The sequence below is a fragment of the Corallococcus macrosporus genome (assembly GCF_017302985.1).
Lineage (GTDB): Bacteria > Myxococcota > Myxococcia > Myxococcales > Myxococcaceae > Corallococcus > Corallococcus macrosporus_A.
Genome location: NZ_JAFIMU010000002.1, coordinates 70,231 through 90,558 on the forward strand (window position 1 = coordinate 70,231; position 20,328 = coordinate 90,558).

The 20,328-nt window shown below is 69.8% G+C and carries 18 protein-coding genes; 12 read left to right on the plus strand and 6 right to left on the minus strand.

From position 1 onward, the window contains the following. Window positions 1-27 precede the first annotated feature (27 nt). Window positions 28-993 (plus strand): electron transfer flavoprotein subunit alpha/FixB family protein, encoded by a 966-nt coding sequence (locus JYK02_RS00755; RefSeq protein ID WP_207047936.1) that lies wholly within the window; start codon window positions 28-30, stop codon window positions 991-993. A 74-nt stretch (window positions 994-1,067) separates the two neighbouring features. Here JYK02_RS00755 and JYK02_RS00760 read toward each other — a convergent pair whose 3' ends face one another. Then, window positions 1,068-1,631 (minus strand): cytochrome c oxidase assembly factor Coa1 family protein, encoded by a 564-nt coding sequence (locus JYK02_RS00760; RefSeq protein ID WP_207047937.1) that lies wholly within the window; start codon window positions 1,629-1,631, stop codon window positions 1,068-1,070. Window positions 1,632-1,744: 113 nt separating this feature from the next. Between JYK02_RS00760 and JYK02_RS00765 the strand changes: the two genes are divergently transcribed. From JYK02_RS00765 to JYK02_RS00785, 5 genes are all read left to right on the plus strand, one after another. Further along, window positions 1,745-2,722, plus strand: a complete 978-nt coding sequence (locus JYK02_RS00765) for a GNAT family N-acetyltransferase (protein ID WP_207047938.1) — start codon at window positions 1,745-1,747, stop codon at window positions 2,720-2,722. A 91-nt stretch (window positions 2,723-2,813) separates the two neighbouring features. Further along, complete coding sequence (gene cax / locus JYK02_RS00770; RefSeq protein ID WP_207047939.1) at window positions 2,814-3,932, plus strand: calcium/proton exchanger; 1,119 nt, start codon at window positions 2,814-2,816, stop codon at window positions 3,930-3,932. Between the two features lie 18 nt (window positions 3,933-3,950). Further along, on the plus strand, window positions 3,951-4,880 hold the full coding sequence (locus JYK02_RS00775; protein ID WP_207047940.1) for an EamA family transporter: 930 nt from the start codon (window positions 3,951-3,953) through the stop codon (window positions 4,878-4,880). A gap of 76 nt (window positions 4,881-4,956) precedes the next feature. Then, a complete protein-coding gene (locus JYK02_RS00780) occupies window positions 4,957-5,931 on the plus strand; it encodes an MBL fold metallo-hydrolase (protein ID WP_207047941.1) in 975 nt (324 codons plus the stop codon). A gap of 36 nt (window positions 5,932-5,967) precedes the next feature. Next, the gene (locus JYK02_RS00785; RefSeq protein ID WP_207047942.1) at window positions 5,968-6,585 is read left to right on the plus strand and encodes an MOSC domain-containing protein; all 618 of its coding nucleotides are present in this window, start codon (window positions 5,968-5,970) and stop codon (window positions 6,583-6,585) included. A gap of 81 nt (window positions 6,586-6,666) precedes the next feature. Here JYK02_RS00785 and JYK02_RS00790 read toward each other — a convergent pair whose 3' ends face one another. Then, entirely contained in the window at window positions 6,667-8,142 is a 1,476-nt protein-coding gene (locus tag JYK02_RS00790; protein ID WP_207047943.1) for a pentapeptide repeat-containing protein, read from the minus strand. 44 nt (window positions 8,143-8,186) lie between these two features. Here JYK02_RS00790 and JYK02_RS00795 point away from each other — a divergent pair, with 44 nt between their 5' ends. Continuing rightward, window positions 8,187-9,149: an RluA family pseudouridine synthase gene (locus JYK02_RS00795; RefSeq protein WP_207047944.1), complete on the plus strand. Its 963-nt coding sequence runs from the start codon at window positions 8,187-8,189 to the stop codon at window positions 9,147-9,149. A gap of 31 nt (window positions 9,150-9,180) precedes the next feature. Beyond that, entirely contained in the window at window positions 9,181-11,754 is a 2,574-nt protein-coding gene (locus JYK02_RS00800) for a penicillin-binding protein 1A (protein ID WP_207047945.1), read from the plus strand. Window positions 11,755-11,786: 32 nt separating this feature from the next. Here JYK02_RS00800 and pyrF read toward each other — a convergent pair whose 3' ends face one another. Further along, entirely contained in the window at window positions 11,787-12,647 is an 861-nt protein-coding gene (gene pyrF, locus JYK02_RS00805) for an orotidine-5'-phosphate decarboxylase (RefSeq protein ID WP_207047946.1), read from the minus strand. A gap of 13 nt (window positions 12,648-12,660) precedes the next feature. Continuing rightward, on the minus strand, window positions 12,661-13,422 hold the full coding sequence (locus JYK02_RS00810) for an SDR family NAD(P)-dependent oxidoreductase (protein ID WP_207047947.1): 762 nt from the start codon (window positions 13,420-13,422) through the stop codon (window positions 12,661-12,663). A 149-nt stretch (window positions 13,423-13,571) separates the two neighbouring features. Here JYK02_RS00810 and JYK02_RS00815 point away from each other — a divergent pair, with 149 nt between their 5' ends. Further along, a complete protein-coding gene (locus tag JYK02_RS00815; protein WP_207047948.1) occupies window positions 13,572-13,970 on the plus strand; it encodes a response regulator in 399 nt (132 codons plus the stop codon). Window positions 13,971-13,976: 6 nt separating this feature from the next. Here the strand turns inward: JYK02_RS00815 and JYK02_RS00820 are convergent, their stop codons facing one another. Together JYK02_RS00820 and JYK02_RS00825 are read right to left on the minus strand one after the other, a co-directional pair. Further along, window positions 13,977-15,782, minus strand: coding sequence for a hypothetical protein (locus JYK02_RS00820; protein WP_207047949.1), 1,806 nt, complete (start codon window positions 15,780-15,782; stop codon window positions 13,977-13,979). A 143-nt stretch (window positions 15,783-15,925) separates the two neighbouring features. Continuing rightward, entirely contained in the window at window positions 15,926-17,080 is a 1,155-nt protein-coding gene (locus JYK02_RS00825; RefSeq protein WP_242588282.1) for a sulfatase-like hydrolase/transferase, read from the minus strand. A 276-nt stretch (window positions 17,081-17,356) separates the two neighbouring features. Here JYK02_RS00825 and JYK02_RS00830 point away from each other — a divergent pair, with 276 nt between their 5' ends. Genes JYK02_RS00830 through JYK02_RS00840 form a run of 3 tightly spaced genes read left to right on the plus strand, consistent with a single transcriptional unit; the run spans window position 17,357 to window position 20,051 of the window. Next, window positions 17,357-18,313: a hypothetical protein gene (locus tag JYK02_RS00830; protein WP_207048645.1), complete on the plus strand. Its 957-nt coding sequence runs from the start codon at window positions 17,357-17,359 to the stop codon at window positions 18,311-18,313. 56 nt (window positions 18,314-18,369) lie between these two features. Next, window positions 18,370-19,701, plus strand: a complete 1,332-nt coding sequence (sitA5, locus tag JYK02_RS00835; RefSeq protein ID WP_207047950.1) for a SitA5 family polymorphic toxin — start codon at window positions 18,370-18,372, stop codon at window positions 19,699-19,701. Continuing rightward, a complete protein-coding gene (locus JYK02_RS00840) occupies window positions 19,701-20,051 on the plus strand; it encodes a DUF2019 domain-containing protein (protein WP_207048646.1) in 351 nt (116 codons plus the stop codon). Before sitA5 ends, JYK02_RS00840 begins: the two co-directional genes overlap by 1 nt. The last annotated feature ends 277 nt before the right edge of the window (window positions 20,052-20,328 follow it).

Genomic DNA, 20,328 nt, shown 5'->3' on the forward strand with positions numbered 1-20,328 from the left:
CTTCCAACGATTCCGGAGACAGACACCATGTCCATCGTCCTCATCGTCGCCGAGCAGCAGCCGGACGGGAACCTGCGCAAGGCCTCCCTGAACGCCATCGCCGCGGGCAAGCAGCTGGCCGACAAGGCCGGCGCCGAGCTGCACCTCGTCCTGCTGTCCAAGGACCCGTCCAAGCTGGCGGAGGAGCTCAAGGGCTCCGGCGCCAAGGCCATCCACACCGCGGCCGCTCCTGAGTTCGAGCACTACCTGGCCGAGGTCTACGCCCCCGTCGTCGCGGGGCTGGCGCAGGAGCTGAAGGCCACCTTCGTGGGCGCGGCCTCCACGGCGCAGGGCAAGGACCTGCTGCCGCGCGTCGCCGCCCGGCTGAAGGCCGCCATGGCCACCGACATCACCGCCATCAACGGCAGTGGCGCGGACATCACCTTCACGCGCCCCATGTGGGCCGGCAACGTGTTCGCCGAGGTGAAGCTGTCCACGCCCGTGCAGGTCATCAGCATCCGTGCCACGGAGTTCTCCGCCGCGGAGGCCGGGGCCGGGGCCGCGGAGGTGAAGTCCTTCCAGCCGAAGCTGGAGGCCTCCAAGACGAAGTTCGTCAGCTTCAACGAGGTGAAGAGCGCCCGTCCGGAGCTCACCGAGGCCAGCGTGGTGGTGTCCGGCGGCCGCGGCACCAAGGGCGACTTCAAGGAGATTGAGGCGCTGGCGGACCTGCTGGGCGCCGCGGTGGGCGCGTCCCGCGCGGTGTGCGACGCGGGCTGGGTGCCCAACGATTACCAGGTGGGCCAGACGGGCAAGGTCGTCGCGCCGAAGCTGTACATCGCCGCGGGCATCAGCGGCGCCATCCAGCACCTGGCGGGCATGAAGTCCTCGAAGACCATCGTCGCCATCAACAAGGACCCGGAGGCCCCCATCTTCCAGGTGGCCGACTACGGCCTCGTGGACGACCTCTTCAAGGTCCTGCCCGCGCTGCGCGAGGGCATCCAGAAGCTGAAGTAGTCCGCGGCGGACCGTGACTCACCGTGGGGCGCGTCACCGGGAACCAACCCCGGGGGCGCGCCCTTCGTCATTTCCTACAGCTCGATGTCGCTGCCCTGGCCGGGCTTCTTCCGGGCCGGCGGCTCTGAAGGCTCCGGCGGCATTCCTTCCGGGTCCACCTCCTCGTGCGTGTCCGGGGGTTCCCCGGCGGGAGCGTCGCCCGTGTCGAGCAGGTCGATGCGCTGGCCGCCCTCCACCTGGACATAGAGGGTGCTGAAGGTCCACGCCTCGCCGTTCTTGTCGGCCACCGCGTGGAGGTTGCCGTCCGCCTTGGGGCCGTCCAGCGGCACGACGAACTCCGCGTGGGAGCGGCCGTTGACGTTGCTCACCTGGGTGCTGCTGGGGAAGCCCGGCTTGAAGGTGCCGCCCAGGGCCTGCTGCACGTGCGGGTCCTCCTGGGCCTCGGTGATGGCGTCCGTGTACGCGTCCATGTCCTTGATGGACGAGTAGCCCCAGCCCACCGCGATGGCGGCGAAGCAGAAGCACGAGCCCACCATCCCCAGGCAGCCCACGGGCAGCGCCCACTTCCAGTTGCGGCTCCACCACCCCTGGCGGGGCACGGGGGCGTAGTCACCCTCGGGACTTGTCTGCGACGGCATGGGCCCTCCTGGCCTGGACCTGGGGCCGTGTCATAGCCGGTTCCGGACGAAGCGGGAGCGCGGCCTGCACCGGGGGCGGGTTTCGGGGGCGCCTTCATGACAGAGTGGGTGCCATGCCCTCTGGTGGCGTCTCGACGGCCGAGCTCGCGGACCTGCTTGCGGCGCTGCCCTTCGGCCACCGGCTGTGGGTGCGCGGCATGGGGCGGTGTCTCTACCCGCTCTTGCGCAGCGGGGACGCGGTGCGGCTCTTGCGCTGCGGACCGGAGCGGCTGGCGCGCGGGGACGTGGCGCTGGTGCGGCACGGGCCCCGGCTGGCCGCGCAGGTGGTGCTCTCCACCCGGCCCTGGGTGACGGAGTCGCTGTTGGGCGGCACGGACGTGGCGGGCGGGGAGCTGGTGGGGCGCATCATCGCGCTCAAGCGGGGGCGGTGGGTGGTGCGGCTGCCCCGGCCCACGCGGCCAGCGCTGTTCCTCATGCAGCGCACCCTGTCCGGCGTGTGGACGAAGCCCGCGTCCCGCGCGGTGTTCCGCCACCTGCGCGACCTGTTCTCCGGGTGGACGAAGCCGCTGCGCCGCCACTTCGTGGGCCCGCTGGAGGTCCGGCTGGTGCGCCCGGAGGACCTGGACGCGCTGCTCGCCTTCGCCACCGAGCGGCTGGTGGTGTCCGGCACCTTCCTGCGCCGCCAGCTGCGCGACCGCTGGGGCCTGCCGCCGGACCAGCGCATCGGGGCGGCCGCGGGCGCGTTCGACGCCGAGGGGAACCTGCTCGGCTTCGCCTGGGCGGACGACTACCACCAGGAGGGGCTGGCCCTGGACGGCTTCTGGGTGCGCTCGCTGGTGGTGTCCCCGAAGGTGCGGCGCATGGGCGTGGCCACCGCGCTGGTGCGCTGCCTGGTGCAGGAGGTCCAGCGGCAGGGCGCGGACCGGATCCACGCGGACATCGACGAGGACAACACCGCGTCCTTGAGGACCTTCTCCGGCCTGGGGTTCCGCCCCGCGCCGGAGGCGCTGACCACCGCCACGAACCAGCAGTGGGACGCGGCGGGGGGGAGCAAGCGACTGGTCGTCCTGGTGCGTCCGCTTTCGGGCTGACGCCTGCCCGGCGGTTGCACCCGCCCGGCGGCTGGGCCAAAAGCACCCCGTCTCCATCACCCCCCGCGTCTTCCTGCTGGCGAGGCCCTTCGTGAGCACTCCCGCGTCCGTCACCCCGTCCTCGCCGGAGGGCGAGTCCCAGGGCGGCTTCAACGTCGACCGCCTGTTCCTGGGCCTGCTGGCGGTGTTCTTCCCGCTGGCCATCGCGTCGCACTTCTTCTTCCCGGGCGTGTGGACGTTCGTGCTCTGCGCGGTGGCGCTGGTGCCGCTGGCGCGGCTGATGGGCGAGGCCACGGAGGTGATTGCCCACAAGCTGGGCAGCGGGCTGGGCGGCCTGATGAACGCGTCGTTCGGCAACGCCGCGGAGCTCATCATCGCGCTGGCGGCGCTGCGCTCCGGTCACGGAGACGTGGTGAAGGCGTCCATCACCGGCGCCATCCTGGGCAACCTGCTGCTGGTGCTGGGCGCGGCCATCCTCGCGGGCGGCCTGAAGTACCCGAAGCAGAAGTTCAACATGACGGCGGCCCTGTCCGGCTCCGCCATCATGTTCCTGGCGCTCACCGCCATGTCCATCCCGGACCTGTTCCACTCGGTGCGCGGCCCCGCGGCGGACAGGGTCCTCTTCCCCATGTCGGTGGCCATCTCCGTCATCCTGCTCATCGTCTACGCGCTGTCGCTGCTCTTCTCCCTGCGCACGCACTCGCACCTGTACGCGGGCGAGGCGGACGGCGAGCCGGAGGAGATGCCCGTCTGGAGCACGAAGAAGGCCACGCTCGTCCTGCTGGGCGCCACGCTGGGCGTGGTGGTGGTGGCGGAGTTCCTGGTGCACGCCATCGAGGACGCCATCGCCGCGTTCGGCTTCACGCACACCTTCGTGGGCGTCATCATCATCGCCATCATCGGGAACGCGGCGGAGCACTCCACCGCCATCCTGATGGCGCTGAAGAACAAGATGGACCTGGCGTTCAACATCGCCTTCGAGTCCTCCAAGCAGATCGCCCTCTTCGTCGCGCCGGTGCTGGTACTCGTGTCCATTCCACTGGGCCAGCACCTGACGCTGGAGTTCAGCCATATGGAGGTGCTGGGCATCGCCATCGGCACGGGCGCGGCGACGCTCATCGCGCTGGACGGCGAGTCCAACTGGCTGGAAGGCGTGATGCTGCTGGGCGTCTACGCCATCCTCGGCGTGGCGTTCTTCTTCATTCCGTAGCAGGGGCAGGGTGGACCGGTGACGCAGGAGAGCAGCGGGGCGAGGTGGAAGGCGGACGGGGCGCTGTTGCTCCTCACCGTGTTCTGGGGCCTGACGTTCGTGGTGGTGAAGGACGCGCTCGCGTTCGCGGACCCCTTCACCTTCATCACCCTGCGCTTCGTCGTGGGCGGGGGGGTGATGGCGGCCGTCGCGCGCGGGCGGATGTTCGCGCCCGGCATCATGTCCAAGGGGCTGCTGCTGGCGGGGGTGCTGTTCATCTGCTTCGCGCTCCAGACGGTGGGCTTGCAGACCACCACGCCGTCGCGCGCGGCGTTCCTCACCGGGCTCAACGTCCTCTTCGTCCCCCTGCTGTCCATGGTGCTGCTCCGGCGGCTGCCCCGGCTGGGGACCGCCGTGGGCGTGGTGCTGGCCGCGGTGGGCCTCTACTGGCTGACGCGGCCCACCCCGAACGACGCGGTGACCGGGGACGCCGGCATGGGCGGCCTGCAACTGGGGGACTGGCTGTCCATCGGGTGCGCGCTGGCGTACGCGGGGCACATCCTGCTCACGGAGCGCTTCGCGTCGCGCGACAACACGGTGGGCCTGGTGGCGGTGCAGCTCGTCGGCGTGGCGGTGATGTCCGCGCTGTGCCTGCCCTTCGTGGAGCGCAAGCTGGAGTGGACCCAGCCGCTGGTGGTGGCGGTGCTCACGTGCGGGGTGCTCGCCAGCGCGTTCGCCATCCTCGTGCAGACCTGGGGCCAGGCCCGCACCTCCGCGGTGCGCGCGGCGCTCATCTTCGCCATGGAGCCGGTGTTCGCCTCCGCCTACTCCGTGGCGGTGGGCCACGAGGTGCTGGGCGTGAAGGAGTGGCTGGGCGGCGCGCTCATCGTCGTAGGCGTCTTCGCGTCGGAGCTGGGCACGGTGGTGTGGGACGGATGGCGGGCACGGGGCCGCACGCCCGCCGCCTGAGCATGCGACGCGCGGGGTGGGGGGGCCCGGCCGGGAGCGCGAGCGGGCGGGCCGCGCTATAGACAGCGCCCATCCCATGAGCGTGGAGCTGAGACGAAACGGCCTGCACCTGACGGGCACGCCCCTGTCGCTGGACGCGAAGCGCAAGTCGCCGCTGTCCTTCGTCAGCCACGGGCACTCGGACCACATCGCCCGCCATGAGAGCACCATCGCCACCGCGGCCACGCTGCGCTTCATGGCGCACCGGCTGGGCCCGGTGGCGGCCCCGCTGTCCGTGCCCTTCCGCCGCCCGTTCGAATTGGGCTCGCTGCAACTGGAGCTGCTGCCCGCGGGCCACATCCTGGGCAGCGCCCAGCTGCGCGTCACCCGCGCGGACGGCAAGCGCATCGTCTACACGGGGGATTTGAACACCGCGCCGTCGCTCACCGCGGAGGCCACGGAGGTGGCCACCTGCGACACGCTGGTCATCGAGTCCACCTTCGGGCACCCGCGCTACCGCTTCCCGCCGCGCCCGGAGGTGATGGGGCAGGTGGAGACGTGGCTGCGCGCGCAGCTCCACCGGGGCGTGACGCCGGTGCTGCTGGGCTATCCGCTGGGCAAGAGCCAGGAGGCGATGAAGCAGCTCGCCGGCCGGGGCTTCCTGCTGGTGGCGCACCCATCCATCTTCGAGGTCGCGGAGCTGTACGCGGAGCTGGGCGTCCCCATCGAGAACCTGCGCCGCTACGACGGCCGCGTGGAGCCTGGGGAAGTGCTCTTCTTCCCGCCGCACCTGGCGCGGGGCGGGGCGCTGGCGCCGCACTGGCCCCGGGCCACGGCGGTGCTCACCGGCTGGGCCATGGACCCCGGCGGCGCGCGGCGCTACGGCGCGGACGTGGCCTTCCCGCTGTCGGACCACGCCGACTTCCCGTCGCTGATGCGCTACGTGAAGGACACCGGCGCGCGCGACGTCATCACCTGCCACGGCTTCGCGGAGGAACTGGCCCAGGCGCTGCGGGACGCGGGCACGGATGCCCGGCCGCTGGGCAAGCCACAGCAGATGGCCCTGTTTTGATTTTGCCGCGTCGGCGTGTTGGAACGGGCGCCCGATATGCCCACTCCTGCTCCCTCGCTGACCGGACACCTGGCCAACGTGCTGCTGTGCACGGACGCTGAACCCAAGCGCTTCGTCACCCGGGAGGTGCCCGAGGTGAAGCTCACCTTCGAAGGCATCGAGGGGGACCGCCACGCGGGCCTCACGCGCAAGGCGGACGTGCGCGTGCCGTGGTTCCCCAAGGGGACAATCATCCGCAACACCCGGCAGCTCTCCATCGTGTCTCGCGAGGAGATGGTGGAGGTCGCGCGGACGCTGGGCGTGCCGCACGTGCTGGCGTCGTGGCTGGGCGCGAACCTGGAGCTCGTGGGCGTGCCGCGCCTGACGCACCTGCCGCCCGGGACGCGGCTGTTCTTTCCGGAGGACGCCACGCTGGTGATGGAGGGGGAGAACCAGCCCTGCGTGGGGCCGGGCCGCGTGATTGAGGCGCACTACCCGGACATGAAGGGCCTGGCGGGCCGCTTCGTGAAGGCCGCGTGGCAGAAGCGCGGGCTGGTGGGCTGGGTGGAGCGCCCGGGCCTCATCCGCGCGGGCGACGAGGTGCGCGTGATGCTGCCGCCGCCCGTCACGTACTCGCTGCCCTCCGCGCCGGAGAAGTCGGAAGCGGTGGGCTGAAAAGCAGAAGGCCCGGCGGGACGCGCTTCAGGAGCGCTTCCGACCGGGCCTGCTGTCACATCCTCACGGCGCCGGAAGGGCTCAAGCCTCCGGCGACTGGACGATGAGCTTCTCCTTGCCGCACACGTCGCAGCGCACGTGCACGAAGAGGTCGTCGTCGCTGTCCTCGGGGACCTCGCCCTCGGGCACGCCCAGCTCCGCCTTGGCCAGCGCGGGCACCTTGGCCGGGATGTCCTGCGCCTTGAGCGACTGCACGTAGGTCATCTCGCGCTCGTGGCACTCGCGCACTTCCGGGCCGGACAGCCACTGCGGCTCCATGCCCTCCGGCAGCCGGCTGAGCAGCTCCAGGTTGGACACGGACTCCGCCAGGTACGCCAGGCGGCGCAGGCGCGCCTCCTCCGGCAGGGCCGCGAACACCTGGAAGCCCTCCAGCAGGGCCTGACGGTCCTCGCCCGTGGCCGCGTTCGCCAGCTCCAGCGACGCGTCCGCGGACTCCAGCGCCTCGTCCCAGTTGTTCTCCGGGTTGAAGCCCGCCTCCAAGAGCGACGTGTACAGCTGCGCGGCCGCCAGCCGGCGACGCACCTCGTGCAGGTGCTCCACCACCTCGTGCGTCAGGCGCAGCTCCAGCAGCGCCCCCGTGGTGCGCGGATCAATGGAGCCCGTGAGGTCGTCCACCTCCACCTCGGTGCGCAGCTCGCCCTTGAGCTGCTTCGCCGCGGCGAAGCGGAACAGCGGCAGCACGCCCACCTCGCGCAGGTACACCGCCGCGACGTTGGCCTCCTTGCCGCCCATGCGCAGCGCCTTCTGCGCGCGCTCCACCGCGCCCGGGTCCGCCGCGGGCTTCTTGTTCTCCAGCCGCGTCTTCACCGCCTCGCGGTAGAGCGTCTCCAGGGAGCTGCCCGGCGGCAGCCGCTGCGGCAGGAGCGGACGCAGGCCCGGCACGTCCAGCACCCAGAGCGGGGGCGCGCCCACGCGCTTGAGCGCCCGGAAGAAGAGCGAGCCCGGCGGGTCCTGCGGACGGAACGGGGGCAGCTCGTCCGGGTGCGCGGAGGCCGCGCCGTCCATGGCGCCGCCCGCGTGCGTCTGGCCGAGCATCTTCTCGCGCTGCTCACGGGTGAACGCCGTGATGCCCTGCACCGGCGGGGGCGGCGGCGGCGGGGCTTCCTCGCCGTCCAGGCCCGTCACGCGGTCCATGTCCACGTCGTCCATCTCCAGGTCGTCCAGACCCTTGGCGCCCGTGAAGTCACAGCGCAGGAGCTTGAGCTTCTCGAAGACACATCCTTCCAGGTTGGCGCCGCGGAAGTCGCAGTCCTGGAGGCGGCCCCCGTGGAAGTAGGCGTTCGTGAGGTCCGTGTCCCGGAAGTTCATCTTCGACAGGTCACAGCGCTCCCACTCGGAGCCCACCAGCTCCAGTCCGGAGAGGTCGGCGTTGGCGGAGAACAGCTGCGTGAACGTGGCGCCCGTCTGACCGGTGGGCGCCTGGCCGGACTTGCGCAGCTTGTTCCATTCGGCGGAACCGTTCTGGAGCAGCTTCTCGATAGTTGGGGCTTTCGGCATGGACCGCGAATTATTCGTGTGGTCTGGTCCAGGCGCCAGCACAAATGATCGAGTACCGAATCGAAGCCGACACCGTCGGGATGCGGCTGGACAAGCACCTGCGCAAGCGGATGCCCAACGTCCCCGTCAGCCACCTCTTCAAGATGATCCGCACCAAGAAGGTGCGGGTGAATGGCAAGCGCGCGCAGCCAGAGCAGTTGCTTGCCGAAGGAGACGTGCTCACCATCCGCGGCACCGAAGAGCAGCTCACCCTGGCGGAGCGTCCGAAATCGGACCGTCCGCCACCCCCGCCGCCACCGGTAGACCCCTCCCGGCTGGTCATCCTGAAGGAAGACGACTGGCTCATGGCCGTGGACAAGCCCAGTGGCATGGCCGTCCATACCGGCAGCGGCATCACCGGGGGCACCCTGGTGGACTACGTGCGCGCCTACCTGGGCCCCAAGGCGACGCGGAATGACTTCACCGCCTCACCCGCCCACCGCCTGGACCGGGAGACCTCCGGCGTCATCCTGGTGGCCAAGCGCCGCCCGGCGATGGTGCATTTCACGGAAATCTTCACCCACGGCCACCCGAAGAAGCGCTACCTGACCCTGGTGAAGGGGAAGATGCCCAAGGACTCGGGCGTCATCGACCTGCCGCTCGCCGAGCACCAGCAGACGGCCGAGAGCAAGGCCCGTCGGGGAGTGAACATGCAGGAGGCCGTCACCCGCTGGAAGGTCGTGCGCCAGTCGAGCGAGGCAGCCCTCCTCTCCTGCACCATCGAGACCGGGCGCACGCATCAGATAAGAAGGCACCTGGTCGCCGTGGGGCACCCGGTGGCGGGTGACAAGAAGTACGGAGACTTCGCCTTCAACCGCGACGTGCGGGCGCGCTGGGGGCTCAAGCGTTTGTTCCTGCACGCCGAGCGCATCGAATTTCCGCACCCCGAGGATGGAAGGAAGGTCGTCGTGGAGACCCCCATGCCACCCGAATTGACGGACGTGCTGAAGCGGGCGGCGCTCCTCTAAGCCTTGAGCCCAGGACTCGACACAAACACGCATGGCCGACCCGAAGATTGACCGCAGCCGCTCCAAGCTGGTGCTCGACGGCGTTCCGCCCAAGCGCAACATCCTCGTGCGCTTGATGAAGCTCTTCGCGGTGCTGGGCCTCATGGGCGCCACCGCGGGCGTGCTCGCCGTCGTGGGCGCCTACTACGTCTTCTCCGACGGGCTGCCCGCCATCCCGAAGGTGGACGAGTACTGGCCGCCCATCGTCACGGAGGTCTACACCGACGACGCGGTGCTCGCGGGCGAGTTCTACAACGAGCGGCGCAAGGTGGTGCCCTACGAGCGCATCCCCAAGCGGCTCGTCCAGGCGTTCATCGCCAGCGAGGACTCCAGCTTCTTCGACCACTTCGGCGTGGACGTGCTGGGCACGACGCGCGCCGTGTCGAAGACGGTGCTGACGAAGCTGGGGCTGCGCGGCGGCGGCGTGCAGGGTGGCTCCACGCTCACGCAGCAGACCGCGAAGGCGGTCCTCATCTCCGCGGAGGGCTACAAGGAGGCCACCGCGAAGACGCCCAAGCGCAAGATTCGCGAGGCCATCCTCGCCTTCCGCCTGGAGCAGGCGCTGACCAAGGAGGAGATCCTCTATCTCTACCTGAACAACGTCTTCCTCGGGCACCACAGCTACGGCGTGCAGAGCGCGGCGGAGAACTACTACCGCAAGGACGTGCGCGACCTGACGCTGGGGGAGATGACGCTCATCGCGGGCCTGCCCCAGGCGCCCAGCCGCTACTCGCCCTTCCTGCGTCCGGAGGCCGCGAAGAAGCGCCGCTCGTACGTGCTGGGCCGCATGCTGACGGAGGGCATGATCTCCAAGGCCGAGCATGACCAGGCCAACGCGGAGCCGGTGAAGGTGTACCCGGTGGAGGACGTCTTCCACGAGTTCGCCCCGTACTTCGTCGAGCAGGTCCGCAAGGACGTGGTGGACCGCTACGGCAACCCCGTGCTGCTCAAGGAAGGCCTCAAGGTCTTCACCACCATGGACAGCGAGCGGCAGCGCGCGGCGCAGGACTCCGTGCTGGACGGCCTGATGTCCGTGGACAAGCGCCAGGGCTGGCGCGGCCCGGTGATGCAACTGGCCACCGACGCCGAGCGCAACGCGTTCATCGCCAAGGCCAAGAAGGCCATGGGCAAGGAGGAGCTCGTCGAGAACCGCCTCTACGTGGGCGTCGTCACCCGCATCGACGACGACGGCAAGGGCGCGGACGTGCAGGTGGGGCCGCACCAGGGCCGGCTGCCGCTGCTCGGCATGCGCTGGGCGCGCAAGGTGAACCCGGAGAGCTACTACCCGGCGAGCATGATCACCTCCGTCAAGAAGGCCGTGGCGGTGGGTGACGTTGTCGTCCTCCGTCACGTGGTGAAGAAGGAGCTGACGGACGACAAGGAGCAGTGGGACAAGAAGCTCGCGGAGGACATCCCGGAGGAGGGCGTGAAGCTCTTCCGGCTGGAGCAGACGCCGGAGGCGCAGAGCGCGCTCGTGTCCATCGACCCGCATCGCCAGTACCTCACGGCGATGGTGGGCGGCTACGACTTCGACGACAACGAGTTCAACCGCGCGTTCCAGGCGTGCCGTCAGCCGGGCTCGTCCTTCAAGCCGTTCGTGTACTCGGCGGCGCTGGAGCAACTGGAGTGGACGGAGGCCACGGTCATCGTGGACTCGCCCATCGTGGAGCACGACCCGGACAACAAGGTGTCGTGGAAGCCGGCCAACTACAGCGAGGAGTTCGTGGGTGACGTGCTGCTGCGCACCGCGCTGGTGAACTCCATGAACATCCCCGCGGTGAAGACGTTCGGCGCGGTGGGCGTGCACAACATGGCCGAGTGGTCCAAGAAGCTGGGCCTGACGACGCCCATGAACATGGACTTCTCCGCGGCGCTGGGTTCGTCCTGCGTCTACCCGTTCGACCTGGCCAGCGCGTACGCGACCTTCAACCGCTACGGCCGCAAGAAGCCCACGTACTTCATCCGCAAGGTGGAGGACCGCTTCGGCCGCACGCTGGAGGACCACACCGCGTTCGACGACGCGTGGGCCCCGCTGCAGGACCGCGTGGCCGCGGGCTACGCGCGCCTCTTCGAGCCGGGCGAGCAGGTGATGTCCGCGGAGACGGGCTTCATCCTCACGCACCTCTTGCGCGGCGTGGTGCTCCAGGGCACCGGCGGTCCCGCGCAGAAGCTGGGCAAGCCCGCGGCGGGCAAGACGGGCACGACGAACGACTCCTTCGACGCGTGGTTCGCGGCCTACACCAAGGACCTGGTGACGGTGGCGTGGGTGGGCTACGACCTGAACCCGCACCCGCTGGGCCGCTATGAGACGGGCGGCCGCGCGGCGCTCCCCATCTGGCTCAACTACATGAAGCGCGCGCTGGAGGGCCGGCCGCAGCCGGAGTTCTACCCCTGGCAGTCCATGCAGCTGGCGCGGCTCTACATCGACAAGAAGACGGGCAAGGTGGCCCACCCCGGCGCCAAGGGCGCGGAGCTGATGTTCTTCAAGAAGGGCACCGAGCCGAAGGAGGCCGTGCCCGACAAGAACCAGGTCGGCGTGGACCAGTTCATGATGGGCGCGCAGTAGCCCTTCGCGCCCCATCCCCAACGCAGTGCCCGTCAGGCGCCTTCGCGGAAACTCCGCGAGGGCGCCTGATGTGCTTCCAGGGCCCGCTTCAGCGCGGCCACGTCCGGCCCCGCCTCCAGCACGGAGCGCGCGGCGGTGGGAATCACCTGCCGCTCGCGGCCGGAGAAGAGCTTCGGCAGGTCTCCGAAGCCCGCGCCCTGCGAGCCGATGCCCGGCGTGAGCATCAGCGCGCCGCCCAGCCGCTCCACCACGTCGCGGTCGGCCGGAGGCAGCGTGGCGCCCATCACCGCGCCCGCCGGGTACAGCCCTCGGCCAGCCTTGTCGTTGAGCTTGCGCAGGCCGTCCGCCACCGCCTGGGCCACGGTGCGGCCATCCTTGCCCACGGCGTTCTGCAGGGGCTCGCCCTCCGGGTTGGACGAGCGCACGACGATGAAGGCGCAGGCGCCGTGGTAGCGCGCCAGCTCCACCGTCTTCGCGAGCGCGCCCAGGCCCAGGTACGCGGTGAAGGTGGCGGCGTCCACGTCGTAGGCGCTGTCCTTGCCGAACAGCGATTGTGCGTAGGCGTCCATGGTGGAGCCGATGTCGCCGCGCTTCACGTCCAGCAGCGTGAGGGTGCCCGCGGCGCGGAAGCGCTTGAGCACGCGCTGGAGCACGACGAGCCCCTCGGGGCCGTGGCGCTCGAAGAAGGCGCTCTGGGGCTTCACCATGGCGAGCGTTTCTCCGGCCGCGTCGGCCAGCCGCTCGCAGAAGTCGGACAGGCCCTGCACGGTGTCCGGCAGGTTCCAGCGGGCGAGCACGTCGCGGGATGGGTCCAGGCCCAGGCAGAAGGGGGAGCGCTCGTCGGCGCGCTGCTGGAAGCGGTCCGCGAAGGACGGGGGCGGGAACGTCGTCATGGCCAGGCTCCTCTCACTTCAAGCGGCGCGCGGTGGCGTCGAACAACGGGTTGGGCATGACCTTCAAGAGGCGCATGGGCGTGGCCAACTGCCAGGGGAAGCTCACCTCCGCGGCGCCCGCGAAGATGCCCCTGCCCATGAGCGCCACCGCGTCCTCGGTCTCCATGAGGAAGGGCATGGGGAAGTTGTTCTTGGCCGTGAGCTCGCTCTTCACGAAGCCCGGGTAGACGCACGTCACCTGGACGCCGGTGCCCTTCAGGTCCACGCGCAGGCTCTCCAGGAAGGTGGCGAGGAAGGCCTTGGACGCGGAGTAGGCGGCATGGCCCGCGAGCCCCCGCATCCCCGCGAGGCTGGACACGCCGACGACGTGGCCCCGGCGGCGCTCCACCATCTGCGGCAGCACCGCGCACAGCGTGGCGGCGGCGCCGGTGACGTTGGTGTCGATGATGGCGCGCGTGCGCTCCCAGTCCATGCGCTTGCCGTGCGTGGGGCCGCCGATGCCGGCGTTCGCCACCACCAGGTCCAGGCCGCCGCACTCCGCGTCGATGGCGCGGATGCGCTCCTGGGTGGCTTCCGCGTGGTTGACGTCCATGACGACGGGCTCCACCGCCGCGCCCGCGGCCTGGGCCTCCGAGGCCAGGGCCTGCAGCTGCGACAGCCGCCGGCCCGTCGCGAACACGCGCACGCCATGCTTCGCCAGCCACAGGGCCAGTCCACGTCCCAGCCCGCTCGAGGCGCCAGTCACCAGCGCCGTCCGGTAGGTCATCTCCGCCATGCCGTCCTCCAGGGGTGTCTCTAGCGGCCTGCCTTGTCGCACGGTTGCGCGCCCGAGGGCACGCAAAACCCCTCCCCCTCACCGGGGGACGAGGTGCATTGCTCCACGCGTTGACAGACTGGAGGTCCGTGGAAGGGGAGATTCTCGGCATGCCCTGGTGGAACTGCATCCTCGTGGTGGACGACGACCTGGACCTGCTCCGGGCCTACAAGGAAGCGCTGGAGCTGGACGGGCACGAAGTGGCGCTGGCGCGCAACGGCTTCGAGGCGCTGCGCCTCTTGCAACAGGGCCTGCGCCCGGCGCTCATCCTCCTGGACCTGCTGATGCCGGGAATGAACGCGTGGTCCTTCCGCTTGCGTCAGTTGGAGGACCCGGCGCTCGCTTCCATCCCGGTCATCGTCCTGTACGCGCAGGACGCGGGGGCTCGGGCCATGAGCGCCCTGGGCGTGGACGGCCTGCTGGAGAAGCCGGTGGACCTGGACGTGCTCCTGGCCGCGGTGTCCGCCTACGTGAAGCCCGCCCGGGCCACGGCGCAGCATCCGCAGTAAGCGGCCCTACCGGAACGGCGGCACCGGCTGGCCCTTGAACCACTCCGTGGCCTTCAACAGGTGCAGGTCGTGCTTGCCGGGCCGCAGCTCGATGCCGCCCGTCACCGCGCCCAGCGTCGCCAGCAGGGCGCCCGTCATGTTGCCCTGCACGAGGTCCAGGTGGCCCTCCAGGGAGAAGCCATCGCCCTTGGCCTTCAGCTCGCGCAGCTGCAAGCCGCGCTCGTCGATCTGCACCTGCCCCGTCACCTCCACCTTCGGGATGTTGAGCAGCGACGTGAGGAAGCCGGGCAGCTTCTTGGACGAGGTGATCAACGCGACCAGGGGCTGCGTGTCGGTGAGCTGGCTTGCGAAGCGCGCCTTGAGCACCGTGGGGGAGAGGGAGAGGCTGGCGCGGGGCAGGGTGAAGTTCCCGCTCCAGGAGCGGATGGGCACGTTGCCGTTGGACGACACCTGGCTCAGCCGCAGCGTCGTCCCGCTCAGCCCCAGGTCCGTCATGTCCCACGACAGGTGCCGCGCATCCACCTCCACCTCCGCGCGCAAGAGGACCTTGTTCTGCCCCATGCGCCCGGAGACGAGGTCCGTGTCCATGCGCAGCTCCAGCGCGTTGCGCGCCTTCGCGCCCTTGGAGGGCTCCTCGCTGCGGATCGTCACGTGGCCGGAGTCGATTTCAATCGTCTGCCCCAGCCACGGGTTGAGCACGCGCAGGTCCAGGGGCTTGCTCTTCGCGACGCGCAGCTCGGGCTCCAGGTCCAGGCCCGCTTGGCCTTCGCGCCGCCGCGCCTGCACGGTGAGGGCGACCTCTGGCACCTCCACGTCGTTGCCCTTGGCGCCCGAAACGCGCACGGGCGCGAACGCGAGCCGCAGCGAGCCCGACGGCGGCCCCTGCTGCTCGGGGGGCATGGACGCCTCCAGGCTCCACGGGGCGCGGGCGCGCATGGGGCCCGCGCGCAGGTCCAGCTCCGCGCCGGAGGCCTTGAGCTGGCTGCCGGGCTCCAGCGTGTTGCGCTGCATGCGCACGTCCAGGTCCACGCGGCCGGCGCCGCCGCGCAGGGACACGGGAGCGCTCGCGCCCAATAGGTCGTTGATCCAGTCCAGCGGCAGCACGTCGACGTGCGTCTTCACCTGGCCGCTGAGCGCCTGGGAGAGGTCGTAGCCCTTCTCCTTCTGGAAGGGCGCGTCGAGCCGGGCGCGCGAGTCGAACGCCGTGAGCCTCGCGACGCGCTTGCCGTCCACCTCGATGAAGCCTTCGCCGACGCGCACCGATGGCAGGTCCACCTGGAGCCGTTCACGGGACTGGAGGTTCAGCGTGCCGGTGACGTCCAGCGCGCCCGCGAAGCGCACGCGGCTGAAGTCCAGCTCGCGCACGTCGTGCAGCGTGACGTCCTTCAGGTGGATGACCCAGGGCTTGCTGTTCGGGTCGGACGGCTCCGCGGGCGCGCTGGAGGGCTCCAGGTGGAAGCTGGCGCCGTGTCCGTCGATGCCGTCCACGGCCACGCGCTTTCGCAAGAGGCCCGTGAGCGACATGCCCGCGGTCAGCTCCTCCACCTCCACCTTCCACCAGACGTTCGCGTCCTGCTGGGTGAGCGTGAAGCCCTTGAGGTGCAGCCGGCCCACGGGCCACAGCCACCACGCGCGCTGCCACGTCAGTTGGGTGCGGTCCGTCGCGCGGCCCATGATGGCCTGGGTGACGCCGGTGTTGAGCGCGATGTTGAGGGCGACCTCCAGCACCACGACCGCCACCAGGGCCCAGAGCCCGGCGCGGCGCCAGCGCCTGCCTCGAGGGGCTGCGTCAGGGGAGGGTGTGTCGGTCATGTCGCGAGGTTCCGGGAAGAGCCCCCTGGATGCCTCAAGCGTCCGACACGCACAAGGCGTGTTTCCTCGCGAAGCTGGATGGGAGACACCGTCCCGTGGCCCCGGCGCGAAGGCGTGAGGCAGGCCTTCGCGCCGGCCCTGCCTCAGTGCACTGGCGCGGCGGTGCCGCTCTCCATCTTCGCCATCACCTGGTCGATGGAGAAGCTGGCCGGGTGCTGGCGTGACGGGAACTCCTTGAAGGAGGCCAGGAACCGGCCCACCACCGCCTGGGCGGGCACCAGCACGAAGACGCGGTCGATCATCCAGGAGAAGTAGCCGACGGAGTCCTCGGAGCGCTCCAGCGGATCCGCGCGCAGGTCGAAGATGAGCGGGACGCGGCGGGTGGTGAAGGGCTGCGACCACACCTCGATGCCCTTCGCCTTCTGCTCCTCGAAGACGAGCTTGAAGCGCTTGTAGCGCACGGCGACCAGCTCGCCGTCGTCACCGAAGTAGTAGAACTCCTCCCGCCTGGACTCCTGCGACTGGCCGGACAGCAGCGGCGTCTGGTCGTAGCCGTCCAGGTGGACCTTGAAGTGCTTGGGGCCCGCGTCATGGCCGTCCAGCAGCTTCCGCACCACGTCCGGCTCGCCCGCGGCGGACAGCAGCGTGGGAAGCCAGTCCTCGGAGGAGAACAGCTCGTTGATCTGCGTGCCGGGCTTCACGGTGCCGGGCCAGCGCACGAGGCACGGCGCGCGGAAGGCGCCCTCCCAGTTGGTGTCCTTCTCCCCGCGGAAGGGCGTCATGCCGCCGTCCGGCCACATGCTCGTCATCGCGCCGTTGTCGGTGGTGTAGATGACGAGGGTGTCGTCCGCGATGCCCAGCTGGTCCAGCTTGTCGAGCAGCCGCCCCACGTGCCCGTCGTGCTCCACCATGCCGTCCGGGTACAGCCCGAAGCCCGTCCTGCCCTTCGACTCCGGCTTGAGGTGGGTGTGGATGTGCATGCGGGTCGTGTTGAACCAGATGAAGAAGGGCTTCTGGTCCTGCTGCGCGCGTTCGATGAAGTCCAGGGTCGCGACTAGGAACTCCTCGTCCACCGTCTCCATGCGCTTCTTCGTCAGCGGACCGGTGTCCTCCACCTTCTGTCCGCCCTTGCCGTCCGCCTTGCTCCTGAGCACGCCGCGCGGGCCGAACCTCGCCTTGAACGCGGGGTCCTTGGTGAAGGCGGCGCGGCCCGCGGTGCAGCTCTGCTGGGCGTAGTAGTCGGTGAAGAGGGCTCCCTCCTTCGCCAGCCGGTCGATGTTCGGCGTGCGGTAGCCCATGACGCCCAGGTTGTAGGCTCACGTTCCAGTAGCCGATGTCGTCTCCGAAGATGACGAGGATGTTGGGACGCTTCTATTGCTTCGCGGGTTGGGTCGCCATGCCGGCACGCTCCGGTGGGGTGTGTGTTGTGGCAAAGGGGTGGAGACGCGAAAGGGATTGGACAATTCGTGGGGGAGCGGCATGGCGGGCGGCGGGCGTGCCTGGAAGTCATTGCCCCCAGGGCCATGGCTTCCCATCCTCTCGGAGAACCCCCTTGGGGAAGGACCGGTGTGCCGATGGGAATCGCGGGCCGCACGGGACCCATGGAAGCGCTCCGCAACCTGGCCCTGTCGCTGCAACAACTGGCGGCGAGCGGGATTGCGACGGGCGTGGTGCGTGGCACGGCCGATGGGATCCGCAAGGAGGTGCCGGAGCTCGACGGGCAGTTGCACACGCTGCTCCAGGACGTGCTCACGGTGCTGGGCCGCCTGGCGCACGAGGCCGCCTTGCACGAGCACGGCGAGCCGGTGGAGGCCACCCAGGCGCTCGCGGAGGCCGCCACGGAGGGGGCGCTGAAGGCGTTGGAGCGGGAGTGGAACGACGGCGGCCTACCCCTGCACGGCTTGATGGTGCGCCTGAACCATCTCTTCGACGAGGTGGTGTCGTTCGCCCACTCCCGCACGGATGAAATCCGGACCCCGGGCGAGCGGGCCCAGGCGATGTCCCGGGGCGTGGTGAAGGCGGCCACGGAGCAGCTGCACGAGTCCCTGCCCGTCATCCTGAAGGACGCAGGCTGCCTGGCGCCGCTGGGCGAGGAGGTGGCCTCGAAGGTGGGGCGCGGATTGGTGGAGGGCGTCGAAGGCAAGCTGCGCGACGACGCGGACCCGTTGCTGGACCTGGTGGAGCGGGCAGGGCGAGGCCTGGTGCGAGGCATTGCCTCAGGGGTCCGCGAGGAGCTGGCGGCCAGCCCGATGGCGTCAGGGGAAGCGCTGGGCGCGGCCTTGGAAGCGCTGGCGGAGCGCACCGCCGCCGCCATCCTCCGGGGCGCGGGAGGCGCATTGTCGGAAGAGGAGCGCCGCTGGAGGGAAGCCCCCCGCAACCAGGAGCTGTTGCGGCGCACGAGCCGGGAGGTGACGGCGGGCGCGCTGGAAGCCTTGGGAGCCCGCCTGCGCCGCCCCCTGCTGGCGCTCGCGGGAGCAGGCAGCGCGCTCGTGGCGATGACGGTGCTGTCCGCCCGCTGGCGCCACGCCTGACCGCGGTCATTCCGCTCCCTCCTGGTTCGAGCTATGGAACTGGGAGAGGGCTCCAGATGCTTCCACGCGGGTGGTGGGTCTTACTGCTGGTCGTGCTGTCCGGCTGTGGAAGCGTCCGCCCGGTCGTGACGTTGGATACGGGCACGGACCGGAGCGCCATCTTCGTTCCGCGCCAGGATGCCCGTGTTGTGGAAACGGGTGATGCCGAGGCCATGCTCAAGCAGCGTGCGCTGCACGCCCGGCCGTCCTCTCGTCCGCAGCAGGCTGCTCGTGAGCTCTTCCAGATGGCGGCTCGCAGTGGCTCCTATCGCTACGAGCCACGCGAGCGGCGCATCACTCCATTGGGAGCCGGCGAGTCACTGGAGGTCATCGACCCTGGCGGCGAGGGAGGCCTCACTCGGGAGTATCTGCGCTGGTGCGAGCGCACGCAGCGGCCCGGAGATTGTCTGCGACTGCTGTCGGAGACGCCCATCCTGGACGGAGATGGCCGCTACGTGCTCGCCATGGCGTTGGCCCGGGGCGTCGTCCTCACGGAGATGATGGACGCCTTCAAGGACATGGCCGACCCCGAGGCCATGATGGCCGCCGTGCTCTGGACCTGGACCACGTACATGGTCCTGCTCGCGGTGCCTGAGCCCATCTCCAAGGGGATCGCGGCGGTGATGACCGCCACGCTCATCTCCTATGTGGGCATCGACACGTTCTGGGGCCTCATCATCGGCTTCAGACAGTTGGTGGAGGCCGCGGACCGGGCCCTTACTTTCGATGACCTGCGTCAGGCGGGCGAACGGTACGGCAAGGTGATGGGCCGCGACGCGGCACGTGCCTTCGTGATGCTGGCCACGGTGGCGATGGGGAACACGGCTGCCGGGCTGGCGCGAACCGTTCCCGCGCTGCCGGGAGCCGCACAGGCCTCCGTGCAGGCGGGAACGCAGCTGGGCATCCGCCTCTCCGCAGTGGGCGAGGTGCGGTCTGTCGCGGTGGGGGCGGGAACGGTCACGCTCGCATTGGCCCCAGGCGCGGTCGCGATGGCGGCCCAAGGGGAAGGAAGTGCTCCTCCAACTCGCGGTGTCAGGTCATGGGGGGCGTTCAGTGGCTTCAAGCAGGCCATGGGGCCCGCGGGAGCGGGCAAGCAGTGGCATCACGTCGTCGAGCAGACCCCAGGGAACGTGGAGCGTTTCGGCCCGCACGCGCTGCACAATACGGACAACGTCATCCGCTTGGAGACGTCACTCCACAAGAAGGTCAGTGCCCTTTTCTCGATGATCCGTCCAGAGCTTACGAGTTCGACACTGACGGTGCGTCAGTGGCTGAGTACACAACCTTTCGCGACGCAGTATGAGTTCGGACTGCGAGCCATCAAGAATGTCCAGATGGGGTACTGGTGATGGAGACCAAGGCACTCGTGGAGCAGTTCGCGCACCATGTCGTGGCCCAGAACGAGGCCCTGTTCCGCGATGACCCGAGGGCGGGCAACAAGCACGCCCGGAAGTACATTGCCGCGGTCAGCAAGCTTTTTGCGTCGGGCGACACTGGCCGTGAGGCCCTTTGCGTGTTGCTCAAGCACGAGCGCATGGATGTCCGTGTGATGGCGGCGGCATTCCTGCTGCGCTATCGCACCGAGGAGTCCAAAGCGGTGCTGGAGGAGGCCGCGAAGGGAACAGGGCTCGTTCCCTTTGGAGCACAGCAGACCCTTCGATTCTGGGCCGAAGGAACCTGGTCGCTCGACCTGGGTTGAGCAGGCGCCAGTCGCATGCCTGATGCGTTGCCCGGGTCCTTGGTCTGCTCCAGCCCCCCCTACCTTCATTGATCGTGTAAAGGCAGGCGTCCGGCCTCGTCACCGGACACCTCCGTACGACCCGGGTTCCGTGGCGACGGCCTCCACTTCCTCACCAGCTTCATCCCCGGGCGCGGCACAGGCAGGGGGGAAGTCATGATGGCGGGAGTCCGGACGCGCGGTTCGCGGCTCGGACTCAGCGGGGGCCTGTGCCGCGCCGTTTCCGATGACAGACAGG

Excerpts from the sequence above, each read along its gene's own strand:
- sitA5 (WP_207047950.1), top strand. The coding sequence starts at position 18,370 with ATGCTTCCACGCGGGTGGTGGGTCTTACTGCTGGTCGTGCTGTCCGGC.
- JYK02_RS00755 (WP_207047936.1), top strand. The coding sequence starts at position 28 with ATGTCCATCGTCCTCATCGTCGCCGAGCAGCAGCCGGACGGGAACCTG.
- JYK02_RS00830 (WP_207048645.1), top strand. The coding sequence starts at position 17,357 with ATGGGAATCGCGGGCCGCACGGGACCCATGGAAGCGCTCCGCAACCTG.
- JYK02_RS00760 (WP_207047937.1), bottom strand. The coding sequence starts at position 1,631 with ATGCCGTCGCAGACAAGTCCCGAGGGTGACTACGCCCCCGTGCCCCGC.
- JYK02_RS00780 (WP_207047941.1), top strand. The coding sequence starts at position 4,957 with ATGAGCGTGGAGCTGAGACGAAACGGCCTGCACCTGACGGGCACGCCC.
- pyrF (WP_207047946.1), bottom strand. The coding sequence starts at position 12,647 with ATGACGACGTTCCCGCCCCCGTCCTTCGCGGACCGCTTCCAGCAGCGC.
- JYK02_RS00820 (WP_207047949.1), bottom strand. The coding sequence starts at position 15,782 with ATGACCGACACACCCTCCCCTGACGCAGCCCCTCGAGGCAGGCGCTGG.
- JYK02_RS00825 (WP_242588282.1), bottom strand. The coding sequence starts at position 17,080 with ATGGGCTACCGCACGCCGAACATCGACCGGCTGGCGAAGGAGGGAGCC.
- JYK02_RS00810 (WP_207047947.1), bottom strand. The coding sequence starts at position 13,422 with ATGGCGGAGATGACCTACCGGACGGCGCTGGTGACTGGCGCCTCGAGC.
- JYK02_RS00840 (WP_207048646.1), top strand. The coding sequence starts at position 19,701 with ATGGAGACCAAGGCACTCGTGGAGCAGTTCGCGCACCATGTCGTGGCC.
- JYK02_RS00800 (WP_207047945.1), top strand. The coding sequence starts at position 9,181 with ATGGCCGACCCGAAGATTGACCGCAGCCGCTCCAAGCTGGTGCTCGAC.
- JYK02_RS00790 (WP_207047943.1), bottom strand. The coding sequence starts at position 8,142 with ATGCCGAAAGCCCCAACTATCGAGAAGCTGCTCCAGAACGGTTCCGCC.
- JYK02_RS00785 (WP_207047942.1), top strand. The coding sequence starts at position 5,968 with ATGCCCACTCCTGCTCCCTCGCTGACCGGACACCTGGCCAACGTGCTG.
- JYK02_RS00795 (WP_207047944.1), top strand. The coding sequence starts at position 8,187 with ATGATCGAGTACCGAATCGAAGCCGACACCGTCGGGATGCGGCTGGAC.
- JYK02_RS00765 (WP_207047938.1), top strand. The coding sequence starts at position 1,745 with ATGCCCTCTGGTGGCGTCTCGACGGCCGAGCTCGCGGACCTGCTTGCG.
- JYK02_RS00815 (WP_207047948.1), top strand. The coding sequence starts at position 13,572 with ATGCCCTGGTGGAACTGCATCCTCGTGGTGGACGACGACCTGGACCTG.